The organism is Actinoplanes sp. NPDC051346 (genome assembly GCF_040682215.1).
Taxonomy (GTDB): domain Bacteria; phylum Actinomycetota; class Actinomycetes; order Mycobacteriales; family Micromonosporaceae; genus Actinoplanes.
In genome coordinates, this window is record NZ_JBFBAJ010000025.1 from 19,349 (window position 1) to 33,852 (window position 14,504).

Sequence of the window (14,504 nt, forward strand, 5' to 3'; positions counted from 1 at the left end):
GGCGGGAGGCCGCTGAGGGCAGGACTATGCGCGAACGACGGATGCACCTAGGCCCGGTGTGAACCGAGCCTAGGTGCATCGTTTACCAGGGTGATCGCCGGTGATTCGTCCGGTGTCGTGGGTGGCAGTATTGGCTGGTAGAGCATGTCGGCCTGCTGGCGCGTGGCGATCGCTGGGAGGTCGAGCGCATGAGTCGCCAGCCGGAAGTCGCCAGTCAGGCGGGCCGGGGTGCATGTTGAGCGAGAATGCGACGCTCGTTCGGCGCCGACAAGACCTAACGTGCGGTGTGCTCTCGGCTTCGCAGTGTCGCTGATCGTGGTGGGTGGCGTCGGAGTCCTATGGTGGCTTCGTCGTGGTTGCCGTGCCGCCATGCGGCAACCACGGCATTGCCAGGACGAGGCGGACGGCTCACCTGCCCGAGCTGTCCGCCTCGTCGCGGTGACGGGTCTGCTAGTACGTGAATGACCGTTCGTAGCGCCACTTCTGGAACGCGCCGCCGTTGCAGTCGTACTGCAGTGCGCCGGTATTGCGGATCACGTCGATCTCCAGGCATTTGCCGCTGTGCAGGTTCTGCCAGAGGAACGTGTTGTCCTGCTTCCACAGACGCCGCCACTGCTGGTGGCGGGCGCCGTGGCAGTCGTACTGGATTATGGGGGTGTCGATTGTTGTGAGGGCGTACTTCGGTTCCAGGCACTTGCCGCTGTGCCATGCCCGCAGGAGGTAGGTGTCAGTGCCTACCCACTGCTCCTGGAACTGCTGGTTGGCACCGCCGTAGCAGTCCCACTGGTTGAGGGGGCCGAGGTTGTCTCGGCTGGCCCAGCTGACGTCCAGGCACTTGCCGGTGTATGCGTTCGCGTACGTGAACGTGACGATGCGCGGGTCGGCCTGGGCGGGTGTTGCCACCACCAGGGCGCTGAGCACCGCGACAACGGAAACGATCACGGTTCGGATTCGTGTCATCGGGAGATGATGACCTAACACATCGATGGAAGGTCATCCGGGCACCCGTGGAAGGAACAGTGTCAGGGCGCGGTCTTGCGCAGGTCGACGATGTCTTGTGGCAGCACGACGTTGCCGTACTGGACCAGGAGGGTCGTGTCGACGGGCCGCAGGCCGCGGCCTCGGCCGGCCAGCTCTTCCGAGTCGGCGGGCGCCGAGGTGGCGCCGGCCAGGGCGATGCCCGCCACGGTCGCCGCGGCGAGAAGGAGTCGAGCGGGACGCCGCCCGGTGAACCGAATGCCAGTCATTTGATGTGCCTCTCCAGGTCCAGAACGTGCGGTCGCCCAACCCCGGGCGACCGCAGACAGGGAAGTCTACGAAACAGTGATCGCCGGCGATCTTCCGGACGTACGCCTGAGTGGCCTCACCGGGTGCAGGTCGGCCGGTATGGCATCTCCGGGATATACGCGGCCCACTCTTCGCGGCTGAAGCCTCCACCGGTGATGGCGCAGGCGACGTCAGCGGGGTTGGCGCGCAAACTGTTCAGCGTCGAATAGTCCCAGAGGACAGCTCGCGTTCTGCTGTAGCTCGTGCCGCTGGTGGTGAGCGTGCGTCCGTCCGGGTGGAAGAGCAGTGACGCTGACTTGGCGCTGGCGCCTCGCAGCGTGGCGACGCGAACGGGGGCGGACATCTCGGTCACGTCCCAGAGTGCCGCCGTGTCATCCGCTGTGCCGGTCGCGAGGGTTCGACCGTCAGGGGCGAAGGCCACCGACCAGACCGCGTGACCGTTGCCGGTCAGGATGGTGTGTCGGCGTGGGCGGGTCTTGTCGGCGATGTTCCACAGCGCCGCCGTCTTGTCTTGGCCGCCGGTCGCCAGGGTGCGCCCGTCCGGACTGAACGCCATAGCGAGCACCTGATTGGAGTGGCCCTTGAGCGTACCCAGATGAATCGGGTTCGACCGGTCGGCCACACTCCAGAGGCCTACTGTCCGCGAGGAGGAGGCAATGGCGATGGTTTGGCCGTCGGGGCTGAACGCGATGCCCATTGCCAGGTCGTTCACTCGGAAGTCGGCGAGCAAGGTCGGGCGTTGTCGGTCGGCGAGGTCCCACAGCGTCACGTGGGATCCCTTGCCAACGGCCAGCATCCGTCCATCCGGACCGAACGCCAGTGCTCTCTCGTAGTCCCGACCGGGCAGCGTGCCGAGTGGTACCGGCTTCCCTGGATCCCTGATGTCGGTCAGCGTCACCGTTCCGTCTGTCGCCCATCCGAGCGCGGCGATTGTGTCGCCCCGGGGGCTGACCGCCGCCGAGTGCAGATTCGCCGGGTGGATGCGGATGGTGGCGCGCTCCTCGGGCCCGGTGGGGTCGGAAACCTTCCACACGGTGGCCGTTCCGCCGAAGTATGCGGTGGTCAGGCGCTGCCCGTCCGACGTGAGTGCGGCTACCAGTCCGTGCTGGGGATCGCCTTCGGCTCGGCCGAGAGTCTTCGGTTCGCCGTGCGCCGCGACGGTCCACAGGTACAACGTGCCGCTGGAGCCGGCGGTGGCCAGGGTCCGGCCGTCCGGGCTGAACGCGAGCGACACTCCGTAACCCCCGTGGTCGTCCACGTTGGCCAGATGGACGGGCGTGTTCTCGCTGATGTCCCACAGGCGGGTTGTCCCGTTGCCCTCGCTGGTGGCGAGAGTCCGGCCATCGCTACTGAACGTCGCGGCGTAGCCCCGGCCGAGCTCCGTCGCGACCTTCCGCGGCTTCGTCCGGTCGTTCATGTGCCAGAGCGCAAGGTTCCCGTTTTCGTCACTGGCCGCCAGGAGGGGCCGCGTCGGACTGAAGGTGAAAACCCGCCAGTTGCCGTCCAGGGTGCCTACTTCGGTGGGGCGCTTGCGATCGGTGACGTCCCAGACGGTTCCCGGGGCGCCGGCGGTCACGACGGTGCGGCTGTCTGGGCCGAACGTGATCGCCGACGCGTACTTCATTTTTTGTCTCGTGAGCAGAGCGGGGTTTCGCCTGTCGGTCAGGTCCCAGAGAGTCCACTCGCCGAGGATGGTGACAGCGGCCAGTGTCTTTCCGTCCGGGCTGATGGTGAGCCACGCGGTGTCCTGCGCGGGCACTGTGCCGAGCGAGGTCGCACGGGCTGGATCGGACACGTCGAACAACAGCGGTTCGTAGTCCCGGCCGCTGATGACGGTAAGCGTCTTGCCGTCGGGGCTGAAGACGGGCTCGCCGAGGAACGAGCCGCTGCCGAGCGGGCCGAGCAGAACCGGCGTGGCCCGGTTGGCCACGCTCCACATCGAGGCCGTGCGGTCGGAGTGCACGACGGCGAGGACGTCGTTCGGCCCGTACCCCACGTACTCGACATCGTTGGCGATGCCGACGAGGCGCGTGGACGCGACGAGGCCCGCGAGATCGCCGCGGACCTCGGTGCCGGGTCGGATCTTCTGCGCGGCGATACCCAGCTTGAGTGCCGTCGCGGGGTCGTTGCTGATCGTGGCCTCGGCCCGGTTGAACAGCTTGCGTCCGATCGCGACCTGTTGCTGTTCCGCAGCGTTCTTCTCGTGCTTGCGAGCCTCCTCGGCGGCCTCCTTCGCCTTCCGCTCGTTCTCACGGGCGATCCGTTCCTGGCGGCGCGCCTCCTCCTCCGCCGCCTCGGCCAACCGCTGCTGTTGCCGTGCGACGTGCTTCTGTCGTTCAGTCTCCGCGGCGGCCTCCGCGGCGAGGCGTTGCTGCTTCTCGGCGATGATCCGCTGGCGGGTCGTCTCCTTCACCGACTGCCGCGCCAGCTTGCTCTGCTCGCGGGCCACGGCCTTCTGCTCCTCGGCCAGCGCCTGCGCCCGTCTCGCCAGCTGTCGCTGCCGGCGCGCGTTGTCCTGCTGCCGGCGTGCGTCGGCGGCCGCACGCTTGGCTACGGCCTGCTGCTGCCGTGCGCGCTTCTCCTGCCGCTTCGTCTCCGCGGCGGCGGTTCGTGCGCGTGCCTTCTGCTTACGGGCGTTCTCTTTCTGCCGTTGCGCCTCGTCCGCGGCCCGCCCGGCGTTGCCGCGCTGTTCCGCCGCGATCTGCTCCTGGCGTCGGGTTTCCTCCGCGGCCCGCTCGGCGTTGCCGCGCTGCTGCGCGGCAACCTGCTGCTGGCGTCGAGCCTCGACCGCCGAGGCGGTGGCACGGTCGGCGTTGCGATCGGCGACCACGCCGATCAACGACGCCGCCACGGTCAGCACCGTCAGCGCCGCCACGGCCGCCCGGCGTAGTCGCCGAACCCGGCGGTGTTGCCGGACGTCCTCGCCCTCCAGGTCGTCCTTGCTGACGCCGTGCATAGGGGCGGCCAGCTGCGCGATCGCCTCGCGGAACCGGGCGTGCTGCAGGCTGAGGTGCGCGTCGTCGTGAGCCCACCGCAGGTCGAGGAAGAGCGGCTCCTCAGCGAACACGCCGCGCAGGGCGTCCGGTACGGCGGTCGAGTCCGCGGCCATGTCGCCGCGTTCCGCGTCCCATTGCCACTTTCCGTCGGTGACCACGGGCAGGATGCGGTCGGCCGGCTTCGTCGCGATCCAGTGCTTGATCTCACGGTTCACCCAGGGCGACCGTGCCGCCTCGGGCGACGCGAGCAGCACGAACCACTCGGAGTCATCCAGTGCCTGCTGGATCGATGACCACAGCGCCGGTGTGACCGACAGGCCGGTTTGATCCCGGAAGATCCACAATGCGCGGCGGCGATGCCACGGCTTCGCCAGTCGGTGCAACCCGTGCTGCAAGGCTGGTGCCAGCCGGCCGTCCGCGGCATGGCTGTACGAGATGAAGCCGTCGAAAGTCATGCCGTGGCTCCCGGTGGTCGATCATCAGTGCGAGCGATTGTCCACGGGGCGACCCATCGAGGAAAACCGGGGTATGGCCCGCAGTGACGTGCGAAAAGTCACCGACGGGCCGGCGCCGCCCGTACGTGAATCCGCTCGCCCTGGCCACCGAAGAGGCTGAGGATCTCCACCGGTTGGTCGTTCGCCGATCCGAACCAGTGCGGGTGGCGCGTGTCGAACTCGGCCACCTCGCCGGACCCCATGACGAGATCCTTGTCCCCGACGATCAGCCGCATGCTGCCCGCCAACACGAACAGCCATTCGTAGCCCTCGTGGGACCGCAGCCGCGGCTCGCCGCGCTCCGGCGGAATGATCACCTTCCAGCTCTGCAACCCGCCGGGCTGCCGGGTGAGGGGGACCACCGTGCGGCCATTTCGGGTACGCGGCGTGAACCGTACCCGGGGATCGCCGACCTCCGGCGCGCCGATCAGCTCCTCCAGCGGGATCCGGTGGGCTTGCGATATCGGCAACAGCAGCTCGAGGCTCGCCTTGCGCTGGCCCGACTCCAGCCGGGACAGGGTGCTCTTGGAGATGCCGGTCGTCTCGGCGAGCTCGGTCAGGGTGATTCCCCGCTTGGCGCGGGCCTGCTTCAGGCGTGGTCCGACGCCGGCCAGGGTCGCCGAGATCGAGCTGTCCATGCCGCCAGTTCACTCCGCGTTCCCAGTAATGGCAAGGCGCTCGACAAACTGAAAGCGGCGTCACCCGCAGGGGCGCCGACGCCGCATCACCGAAGCCGGGGTCTTCGCGTTCTATGGGCCATGAGCGTCATCGACCTGGACCGGCCACCCCCACGCCGCCGCCCCGGGCGTCTCATGGCCGCCGTCGGCGTTCTCGTCGTCGGGGCCGTCCTCGGTGCGGCCGCGACCTCCTACCGGGAACAGCGGGCGCGCGGAAGTGAGGTCTCCGTGCTCATCCTGGCCGACACCGGCCCGCAGGCGAACGACGCCGGGGTGGGCGGCGTGGTCGTCCGCGGCAGGGTCGTCGACGCGTCGCTCACCCGCCGGGTCACGCTGATCAACGCCGGGCCGCTTCCCGTCAACGTGCACAATCTCAGCGCCGTACGGTCCGGGCTCGTCGTGCGGGGCACCGAGCGGGAGCGATGGATCAAGCGCGGAGGGTCCGTGCAGGCCGAGGCTGACATCCGCGTCCTCTGCGCGGGGGGACTCCCGTTCGGGCGGCTTCCCGTCACGCTCGCCGTGCGGACGTACGACGATCGGGAACGGACCGCCGTCGCGATGCTCGACGCGACGCAGTGGAACGAGCAGGCGCGGATCGCGTGCGCGGGTGACTTGCTATAGGCCGAAGGCCCTGCGGCAGATGGGCAGCAGGGCACGCAGCACCGTGCTCTCCTCCTTGCGCCAGACCAGGGCGAGCAGCGCCGGCGCCTCGGCGTCGCTGATCGGCGCCGCGGTCAGTTCCGGATGGTCGGCGGCCGTGGACGCGTTGAGCACCGCCACGCCCAGCCCGCGCGCGGCCAGGTCGATCACGGCGCCGGGCGCGGTCGCCTGGAAGGCGACATTCGCCCGCACGCCCCGCGCGGTGCAGGCTTGGTCGAGCGCGTCGCGGATTCCGGTGCCCGGGGGCAGACACACCAGCGGGTACGCGCCCAGCCGGCGTACCGTCGTCTCGTCTGTCGCCGCCAGGGCGTGACCGGGCGGCACGAGCGCCACCAGGCTTTCGCTGGCGACCGTCAGCGACGCCAGCTCACCGGGCAACTCGCCGGCCGCTCCGACCAGGGCGAGGTCGAGGTTGCCCGCCCGCACGCCGTCGATGAGCAGGTCGGAGTCGCCCTCGGTCAGCGCGATCTCGATGCGGGGATAGGCGCGGTGGAAGCCGGCCAGCGCCGCGAACAGCGGCTTCGCCGTGCAACCGACGAGCATGCCGAGCCGAAGGCGGCCGCGGACGAGCCCGGTCACCTGGTCGATCGCCTGGCGGACCGACGCCGCGGCCGCCAGCGCGGTGCGGGCGTGGGGCAGCGCCGCCGCTCCGGCCGCGGTCAGCCGCACCATGCGCGACGACCGGTCGAACAGATCGGCCCCGAGCTCCTTCTCGAACTGCCGGATCTGCGCGCTGACCCCGGACTGAGTGATGTGCACGCGCGCCGCGGCCCTGGTGAAGTTGGCCTCCTCGGCAACGGCCACAAAGTATTCGAGCTGGCGTAGATCCACGAATGTGGATCCTAGCTACCACGGGATTCATTGGAGGGGCTTGTCGCCCTGGCGGGGGAAGGGCGGCTGTGGCTATTGGCCAGGTCGCGACGCTGATTGCCGCTGGAAATGGGGTTGGCGGAGACGTCTGTCTATAAGTTGACACGGGGTATCTGTCGACGGCGCCGCGCGGAGCGCGTTTTGTGGGGCCACGGCTGGGAATGGCGGAAAACCGCACCGAACGTGATAGATGCCTGAACGGTTCACTCACCCATTTACGAAGGCCCGCCTACTGGCAGGAACCGGGTGCTTACGGGCAGGATCGGCGCATGACGACCTCCGGCCGCCTGCCCTACCCGATCAGCCTGACCGGGGACGGCGTCACCCTGCGAGAGTGGCGGGACGAGGACCTCGAGGAGCTCGTCGCGATGCTCGACGAGCCCGAGATCGCCCGGTGGACCCCGATGCCGTCACCGTTCGACGCCGAGGCCGGCATCGCGTACCTGAAGCGGGCCCGGCAGGGCCGGATCGGCGGGCAACGCATCCAGCTCGCGATCACCGTCGACGGCGGCAAGCCACTGGGCGAGGTCCTGCTCTTCGGGGTCGACGCCGGCTTGCGGGAGGCGGAGCTGGGCTACCTGGTCGGCGCGCAGCACCGCCGGCACGGGCTGGCGAGCCGCGCGCTCGCCCTGCTCTCCGGGTACGCCCGCACCACGCTCGGGTTGAGCCGGTTGCTGCTGCGCATCGACGCGGGCAACACCTCCAGCACCGCGGTGGCCCGTCGCTGCGGATACCGGCTCACCGGCGAACCCCCGATCCTGCAGGAGGGTCCGTACGGCCCCAGCAGCCTGGACACGTGGGAACTGGTCGCGGCCGGCGGCAGCCGGCTGGAACGGCTGAGAAATGTCGCAGCCCGGCGGTACGGTCGTCGCGTCTGATCGGGAGGTGCGTGGTGGACGTCGACCGCGAACGGGCGATGGCCTATCGGGTGGCCTCGCTGGGCCTGGCCGAGCGGGGTGAGCAGCGGCCGGGCGACCTGGCGGCGCTCGACCTCGGCGTGCAGGAGTACACGCCGGGCTCGGTCCGGGTGGCGCTCGCCGCGCGCACCGGCGCCGACCTGGCCGACCGTCGGCTGATCATGGTCTGGGCGGCCCGCGGAGCGCCTCATCTGCACCGCAAGCGAGACCTCGGGAAGCTCGTCAAGGCGCTGTGGCCGGTCAGCGACGCGGACGCCTCCGCCCGCATCAACAGCGCGCAGATTCCCCAGGGCGTCAAGCTCGGCGTCAAGGCGTTCGAGGTCACCGCCACGGCGTTCCGCGAGGTGGTCACCTCCTCGATGTCCCGCGGCGAGGCGAGCACCGAGGTCAGCGCCCGGGTGCCGCGCGAGCTGACATATGACTGCCGCTCCTGCGGCGCCCGGCATATCGCGGGCAACGTCTGGCAGCATTCCGGACTGGCCGGGGGAGTGCAGGTCGAATCGCGGGGCCGGGACGCCACGCTGGGCCCGATCCCCAGTGCCCCTCCGCAGCCGACCGAAAACGAGGGCATAGAGGATCTGATCGCCACCTACTTGCGGTTACTCGGCCCGGCCGGTCCGGCCGAGGTGGCGAAATACCTGGGCAGCTCGACCGCTGAGATCAAGAAGGTATGGCCGACGTCGAGCCTCGAGCAGGTGCGGGTCGACGGGCGCAAGGCCTGGCTGCCGGCGTCGAGCGTGGCCGGGCTGTCGGCCGCCGAGCGGACCTCCGGGGTGCGTTTTCTGCCAGGCATGGACCCGCTGCTGCAGGCCCGTGACCGCGACCTGCTGGTGCCCGGGCGGCCACACCAGAAGGAGGTCTGGCGGACCCTGGGCAACCCGGGAGTGATCCTTGTGGACGGTGAGATCGCCGGCGTATGGCGTGCCAAGCTGGCCGGACGCAAGCGGGTGGATCTCACCGTGACGCCGTTCGGGTCGCTGACCGCCAAGGTGCGCAAGGCGCTGGAGGCGGAGGCGGCAGCGGTGGCCCGAGCCCGTGAGGTCCCGGACGCGACCGTCACTTTCGCCTGAGCCGCGCTTTCGGCTGGGCCGCGCTTTCGGCTGGGCCGCGCTTTCGGCTGGGCCGCGCTTTCGGCTGGGCCGCGCTTTCGGCTGGGCCGCGCTTTCGGCTGGGCCGGGGTGAGAGCTGGGCCGGGTGAGAGCTGGGCCGGGGTGGGAGCTGGGCCGGGGTGAGAGTCGTGGTTACCAGGCCGGCGGCGGGATTCCCGGGCCGGGGCCCGGGCCTGAGCGGCGGGCGATGCGGCAGTGGTGGCCGAGGGCGGCCATGATGACCAGGGCCCACACGCCGGCGACGATCGCGGCGGCCCACCAGCCCATGACGGCCAGGACGAGCGCCGCCGCCCAGATCACCGTCGCGGCCAGGATCAGCGGGACGGGCACCTGCTTGGGGGCGGGCTCGCCCCCGGTCATCCGGTAGTAGAAGTCGGGGTCCTCACGGCGGAGCTGCCGTTCGAGCTGGGCGAGTCGGCGGCTGTCTTCCTTGCTGAGCATCGTCGCACCTCCGGCGGGGGCCCGGACTGAAGGGGCACGACGACCGGGATCGTGATCCCGGTCGATGCTCCTATTGTTACCCGAGGGTCATGGAATTCATACCGTTGGGGGGGTTGTGTTCATGCTCAGTTCATGCCCACCCCGCGAAGCGCGGAAGACCCAAATTCGCATCAGGAGAAAGCGGACCCCGGTGGCGATCAGGTTCGCCGCCACGAGCGCGGCCAGTTCCAGCGCGGTCGCGGGGACGGTCACCGCGTGCAGCAGCGCCAGGGAGCCGCTGGTCAGGCCCAGGCCGATGGCGAAGACGACGAGGCCCTGGGCCTGGTGACGCCAGAGGCCGCCGGAGCCCCGTACCCCGAAGGTGAGCCGGCGATTCGCGGTGGTGTTGGCGATTGCCGTGACCAGAAGGGCTGTCAGGTTCGCCCATTGAGGACCGAGGCCGGTGCGCAGAATGGCATAGAGCGCCAGATAAGCCAGGGTGCTGGCCGCTCCGACGGCGGCGAAGCGCATCAGTTGCCCGGTCAGTCCGGTCGGGACCCCCGCGACCGGAAGCGGGTTGCGCCCCAACTGTTCCCGCAGCGCGGCCAGCGGCAGCCGTCCGGTGCCCAGGGCGCGGGCGAGCCGGACGATGCCCCGCAGATCCGCCAGCGCCGTCGAGACGATGTCGACGCGGCTGTCCGGGTCGTCGACCCAGTCCACCGGCACCTCGTGGATGCGCAGGCCCGCGCGTTCCGCCAGGACCAGCAGTTCGGTGTCGAAGAACCAGCCGGTGTCCTCGACCATCGGCAGCAGCCGTTCCGCCACATCCGCGCGGATCGCCTTGAAGCCGCATTGCGCGTCGGAGAACCGGGCGGACAGCGTGCCGCGCAGGATCAGGTTGTAGGTGCGGGAGATGAACTCCCGCTTGGCGCCGCGGACGACCCGCGAGCCACGTGCCAGTCGCGAGCCGATCGCCACCTCCGAGTGGCCGGAGATCAGCGGGGCGACCAGCGGCAACAGGGCGCCGAGGTCGGTCGACAGGTCCACGTCCATATAGGCCAGGACGGCGGCGTCGGAGTGGGTCCACGCGTGTTTGAGAGCGCGGCCTCGGCCCTTCTCCGTCAGATGGACCGCGTCGACACCGGGCAGCGTTTCGGCGAGTCGGCGAGCCACGTCCGCGGTGGAGTCGGTGCTGGCGTTGTCCGCGATCGTGATCCGAAAACGGTACGGGAACTCGGCCGCCAGGTAGGCGTGCAACCGGTGCACGCAGGGCTCGAGGTCGATCTCCTCGTTGTAGACCGGGACGACGACGTCGAGAACGGGGGCGACGATCCCGACCGGACCGGCGGCGGACGTGGGCAACGTGGAAAGGCTCATGCCACCAAGGTCGGCTTCGCGGCTTTGCCCGGTGTGTGGCGACCCTGTGCCCGACCTGTGAGTGCCGACAGCCGCGGATCGCCGAAACGCCGCTGGGCGGCTCCCGGAACGGGAGCCGCCTGACGGTTGTCGGGTGGGATTACCGCGCGGTCAGGTCGTAGAGCGTGACCCCTCCGACCGTCTGCGACGTGTAGGTCGCGGCAACCCACTCGGCGATCTGCGTGCTGGAGCTGCTGGCGCCCCGGCCGCCGAAGCCCCCGCCGCCGATGAAGTAGTGGATCTTTCCTTCGGCGACGTATTTCTGGAACTGCGCGAGCGTGGGCGAGGGGTCGCTGCCGTTGAAGCCGCCGATCGCCATGACCGGTTCCTCGGTGGCGAGCTGGTAGCCCGAGGCGCTCTGCGCGCCGACCGCCGCGGCGACCCAGGTGTAACGGTCGGCGTCCGCGTCGATCAGGGACTTCAGCTCGTCGCTGACCGTCGCCGCATTCAACAGCCCACCCATGCCACCACGAGGCGCGGCGCCGGCCTGTGGTGCGGTGCCGCCAGGTGCGGTGCCACCGGGTGCGGTGCCACCGGGTGCGGTGCCACCGGGTGCGGTGCCACCGGGTGCGGTGCCACCGGGTGCGGTGCCACCGGGTGCGGTGCCACCGCCCGGCAAACCGCCGGGTGCGGTGCCGCCCGGGAAACCGCCAGGCGCGCCGCCGCCCGGGAAGCCGCCGCCGTCGGCCCGGCCGCCCGGCGCGCCGCCGTTGCCGTCCGGGCCCCCGCGTCCGCCGCCCGGGCCGAATCCGCCGCCCTGCGTTGCCGGCCCGGCCGATGGGATCGAGCCGGTGTGCGGCTCGGACGCGGTCTGCACCGCGTACGCCGCCGGCCCGGCCAGCACCGCGGCGAGCGCCACACCGGCACTGGCCAGCGCGATCCGCCGCACCCGCAGCGAGGCCACCACGCCCAACGCCGACACGATGCCGGCGACCAGCACGACCCATCGCAGCCACGGCAGGAAGTCGGGGCTCCAGCCGAGCATGTGCCACGACCACCAGGCGGTCACTCCGATCGCCGCCGCCAGCGTCAGCGTCGCGAAGAGGTTGCGGCGCGAGCGCCACAGCAGCACCGAGCCCATGCCGACCAACGCGCCGACCGCCGGCGCGAGCGCCACCGTGTAGTACGCGTGGAAGATGCCCTGCATGAAGCTGAAGACCAGGGTGGTGCCGACGAGCCAGGTGCCCCAGAGGATCAGTCCGGCGCGCAGCCGATCGGTGCGGGCGGCCCGAAGAGTCAGGACCAGACCGGCGACCAGCGCGATGAGCGCGGCCGGGAGCAGCCAGGAGATCTGACCGCCCTGCGCGGTGTCGAACATGCGCAGGATTCCGGTCTCGCCCCAACCCCCGCCGCCGCCGACGCTGCCGGTCTCGTTGCCGTTGAGCCGTCCCAGGCCGTTGTAGCCCAGCGTCAGCTCGAGCAGGCTGTTGTTCTGCGAGCCGCCGATGTACGGCCGCATCGAGGCGGGCACCAGCTCGACGATGGCGATGTACCAGCCGGCGGAGACCACGAGGGCCAGCCCGGCGAGGAGGAGCTGCCCGAGCCGCTTACCGAGCTTCGGCGGTCCGGCGATCAGGTACGCGAGGGCGTACGCGGGCACGACCAACAGTGCCTGGAGCATCTTGGTCAGGAAGCCGAAGCCGACGAAGGTTCCGGCGAGCACGAGCCACTTGGTCGAGCCGTTCTCGATGGCGCGGACGATCGCGTACGCCCCGGCAACCATGAGCAGCACGAGCAGCGCGTCCGGGTTGTTGAAGCGGAACATCAGTACCGCGACCGGGGTCAGCGCCGACACGGTGCCCGCGATCAGGCCGGCGGCCGGGCCGTACCAGCGGCGGACCGTGCCGAAGAGCAGGCCCGCCGTGGCGACGCCGATGAGCGCCTGCGGCACCAGGATGCTCCAGGAGCTCAGGCCGAAGATCCGCACCGACAGCGCCATGATCCACAGGGAGGCGGGGGTCTTGTCGACGGTGATGGAGTTCGCCGCGTCCGAGGAGCCGTAGAAGAACGCCTTCGAGCTCTCCGAGCCGGCCTGCACCGCCGCCGAGTAGAAGGCGTTGCCCCACCCGGACGCACCGAGGCCCCAGATGTAGAGGACTCCGGTCATCACGAGCAGGGCGAGCAGCGAGGGCCGGACCCAGGGCGGATCGTCCACGCGGCCACGGAGGAACGCGGACCAGCGGGGGAACGCGGACCAGCGGGGGAACGCGGACCAGCGGGGGAACGTGGACCAGCGGGACCGAGGGTTCGTTCCGGGATCGGCCGGCGGGTCCACCGGCGCCACGATCGGCGGTACAGGCAACGTCGAGGTCATCAAGGGTCCTTAAGCAGGCGGAAGCACTGACCCTCGTAATGTCGACCGCCCGCCTGTCGGACCCTTGTGCCGTTACTGTGCGCCCCCTGTGAAGGCGGTACGCCGCTTGGCGGAGGCCGCCGCCAGCCGCTCCAGCACGCCCACCGTCGGCTCCCAGCCCATGCACGCGTCCGTCACGCTCTGGCCGTAGGTGAGCTCGCCGCCGAGTTCCTGGCGTCCCGGCACCAGGAAGCTCTCCAGCATCACCCCGCGGATGCCCTGCTGCCCGGCCTCGAGCTGGGCCGCGACGTCGTCGGCGACGATCGGCTGGCGCAGGTGGTCCTTGCCGCTGTTGCCGTGCGAGCAGTCGACCACGACCCGCTCTTCCAGGCCCGCCTTGCCGAGCAGGTCGAGCGCTGCCCGGACGTCGTCGGCGCCGTAGTTGGGGCCCTTGCCGCCGCGGAGCACGAGGTGGCAGTCGGGGTTGCCGCTCGTGTGCATGATCGCCGGAGTGCCGGAGACGTCGATGCCGGGGAAGACGTGCGGCGCGGCCGCCGCGTTGATCGCGTCGATCGCCGTGGAGATGCTGCCGTCGGGGCGGTTCTTCATGCCGATCGGCATGGACAGGCCCGAGGAGAGCTGGCGGTGGACCTGCGATTCCACCGTACGGGCGCCGATCGCGCCCCAGGCCACCGTGTCGGCGATGTACTGCGGGGTGATCGGGTCGAGGAACTCCACCGCCACCGGAAGGCCCCGCTCGAGCACCTGGAGCAGCAGCTTGCGGGCTACCCGCAGGCCGCGGCCGACGTCGCCCGTACCGTCGAGGGCCGGGTCGTTGATGAGGCCCTTCCAGCCGACGGTCGAGCGCGGCTTCTCGAAGTAGACCCGCATCACGATGAGCAGGTCGTCGGCGAGCCGCTCCCGTTCGGCGGCGAGGCGGTCGGCGTACTCCGCGGCGGCGTCCGGGTCGTGCACCGAGCAGGGTCCGACGACGACGAGCAGGCGGGGATCTCGGCCGTCGAGCACGGCTTCCACCTGGCGGCGGCTGTCCAGCACGCATGCCGCGAGCTCGTGGGTGAGCGGCAGCTCGTGGTGGAGCAGGGCGGGGCTCATCAGCGGCACGACGCGGTCGATGCGGTGGTCGCTGACCCGCTGCACCTCGGGGATGGTCACGACAGTCATCCTTCTCCGCCGGCGCTCCCCGGGGCCGGCGTCCCCGAGTTTTGGCCGGCTCGTTGCAAACGAAAAGGCAGCGACTCTGCGTCGCTGCCTTTGCCGGCCCTGCGGGGGTGTCTCAGGTCATGAACTCATGGCCGAGTCACCGGCGGAGCCGGCCTCGTAAACCACGAATACCAACGGGACACG

The 14,504-nt window shown here is 70.4% G+C and carries 12 protein-coding genes; 3 read left to right on the forward strand and 9 right to left on the reverse strand.

Annotation, left to right across the window (positions count from 1 at the left end; all coding sequences use genetic code 11):
• Nucleotides 1–450 precede the first annotated feature (450 nt).
• The 4 genes from AB0M36_RS36455 to AB0M36_RS36470 form a co-directional block, all read right to left on the reverse strand.
• Nucleotides 451–960 carry an RICIN domain-containing protein gene (locus AB0M36_RS36455; RefSeq protein WP_364167100.1) on the reverse strand — a complete coding sequence of 170 codons (510 nt, stop codon included), beginning with the start codon at nucleotides 958–960 and terminating at the stop codon, nucleotides 451–453.
• Nucleotides 961–1,022: 62 nt separating this feature from the next.
• Nucleotides 1,023–1,247 (reverse strand): hypothetical protein, encoded by a 225-nt coding sequence (locus tag AB0M36_RS36460; protein WP_364167102.1) that lies wholly within the window; start codon nucleotides 1,245–1,247, stop codon nucleotides 1,023–1,025.
• Between the two features lie 116 nt (nucleotides 1,248–1,363).
• The gene (locus tag AB0M36_RS36465; RefSeq protein ID WP_364167104.1) at nucleotides 1,364–4,738 is read right to left on the reverse strand and encodes a TIR domain-containing protein; all 3,375 of its coding nucleotides are present in this window, start codon (nucleotides 4,736–4,738) and stop codon (nucleotides 1,364–1,366) included.
• A gap of 98 nt (nucleotides 4,739–4,836) precedes the next feature.
• The gene (locus AB0M36_RS36470; protein ID WP_364167106.1) at nucleotides 4,837–5,415 is read right to left on the reverse strand and encodes an XRE family transcriptional regulator; all 579 of its coding nucleotides are present in this window, start codon (nucleotides 5,413–5,415) and stop codon (nucleotides 4,837–4,839) included.
• Nucleotides 5,416–5,535: 120 nt separating this feature from the next.
• Between AB0M36_RS36470 and AB0M36_RS36475 the strand changes: the two genes are divergently transcribed.
• Nucleotides 5,536–6,075 carry a hypothetical protein gene (locus AB0M36_RS36475; RefSeq protein ID WP_364167108.1) on the forward strand — a complete coding sequence of 180 codons (540 nt, stop codon included), beginning with the start codon at nucleotides 5,536–5,538 and terminating at the stop codon, nucleotides 6,073–6,075.
• Here AB0M36_RS36475 and AB0M36_RS36480 read toward each other — a convergent pair.
• Nucleotides 6,070–6,945, reverse strand: coding sequence for a LysR family transcriptional regulator (locus tag AB0M36_RS36480; protein ID WP_364167110.1), 876 nt, complete (start codon nucleotides 6,943–6,945; stop codon nucleotides 6,070–6,072). The two genes, AB0M36_RS36475 and AB0M36_RS36480, sit on opposite strands and share 6 nt — an antisense overlap.
• A gap of 308 nt (nucleotides 6,946–7,253) precedes the next feature.
• On the opposite strand from AB0M36_RS36480, the gene AB0M36_RS36485 reads away from it, so the two are divergent.
• Both AB0M36_RS36485 and AB0M36_RS36490 read left to right on the forward strand, forming a co-directional pair.
• Nucleotides 7,254–7,862, forward strand: coding sequence for a GNAT family N-acetyltransferase (locus tag AB0M36_RS36485; RefSeq protein ID WP_364167112.1), 609 nt, complete (start codon nucleotides 7,254–7,256; stop codon nucleotides 7,860–7,862).
• Nucleotides 7,863–7,876: 14 nt separating this feature from the next.
• Complete coding sequence (locus tag AB0M36_RS36490) at nucleotides 7,877–8,971, forward strand: winged helix DNA-binding domain-containing protein (RefSeq protein WP_364167114.1); 1,095 nt, start codon at nucleotides 7,877–7,879, stop codon at nucleotides 8,969–8,971.
• 171 nt (nucleotides 8,972–9,142) lie between these two features.
• Here AB0M36_RS36490 and AB0M36_RS36495 read toward each other — a convergent pair whose 3' ends face one another.
• From AB0M36_RS36495 to AB0M36_RS36510, 4 genes are all read right to left on the reverse strand, one after another.
• A complete protein-coding gene (locus tag AB0M36_RS36495; protein WP_364167116.1) occupies nucleotides 9,143–9,451 on the reverse strand; it encodes a DUF3040 domain-containing protein in 309 nt (102 codons plus the stop codon).
• Between the two features lie 96 nt (nucleotides 9,452–9,547).
• Complete coding sequence (locus tag AB0M36_RS36500) at nucleotides 9,548–10,807, reverse strand: bifunctional glycosyltransferase family 2/GtrA family protein (RefSeq protein ID WP_364167117.1); 1,260 nt, start codon at nucleotides 10,805–10,807, stop codon at nucleotides 9,548–9,550.
• 139 nt (nucleotides 10,808–10,946) lie between these two features.
• Complete coding sequence (locus AB0M36_RS36505; protein ID WP_364167119.1) at nucleotides 10,947–13,160, reverse strand: glycosyltransferase family 39 protein; 2,214 nt, start codon at nucleotides 13,158–13,160, stop codon at nucleotides 10,947–10,949.
• 72 nt (nucleotides 13,161–13,232) lie between these two features.
• A complete protein-coding gene (locus tag AB0M36_RS36510) occupies nucleotides 13,233–14,321 on the reverse strand; it encodes a 3-deoxy-7-phosphoheptulonate synthase (protein WP_364167121.1) in 1,089 nt (362 codons plus the stop codon).
• Nucleotides 14,322–14,504 lie beyond the last annotated feature (183 nt).

Coding starts and splice junctions, on each gene's coding strand:
- AB0M36_RS36460 (WP_364167102.1), bottom strand. CDS start 1,247: ATGACTGGCATTCGGTTCACCGGGCGGCGTCCCGCTCGACTCCTTCTC.
- AB0M36_RS36485 (WP_364167112.1), top strand. CDS start 7,254: ATGACGACCTCCGGCCGCCTGCCCTACCCGATCAGCCTGACCGGGGAC.
- AB0M36_RS36505 (WP_364167119.1), bottom strand. CDS start 13,160: ATGACCTCGACGTTGCCTGTACCGCCGATCGTGGCGCCGGTGGACCCG.
- AB0M36_RS36455 (WP_364167100.1), bottom strand. CDS start 960: ATGACACGAATCCGAACCGTGATCGTTTCCGTTGTCGCGGTGCTCAGC.
- AB0M36_RS36470 (WP_364167106.1), bottom strand. CDS start 5,415: ATGGACAGCTCGATCTCGGCGACCCTGGCCGGCGTCGGACCACGCCTG.
- AB0M36_RS36495 (WP_364167116.1), bottom strand. CDS start 9,451: ATGCTCAGCAAGGAAGACAGCCGCCGACTCGCCCAGCTCGAACGGCAG.
- AB0M36_RS36465 (WP_364167104.1), bottom strand. CDS start 4,738: ATGACTTTCGACGGCTTCATCTCGTACAGCCATGCCGCGGACGGCCGG.
- AB0M36_RS36500 (WP_364167117.1), bottom strand. CDS start 10,807: ATGAGCCTTTCCACGTTGCCCACGTCCGCCGCCGGTCCGGTCGGGATC.
- AB0M36_RS36510 (WP_364167121.1), bottom strand. CDS start 14,321: ATGACTGTCGTGACCATCCCCGAGGTGCAGCGGGTCAGCGACCACCGC.
- AB0M36_RS36475 (WP_364167108.1), top strand. CDS start 5,536: ATGAGCGTCATCGACCTGGACCGGCCACCCCCACGCCGCCGCCCCGGG.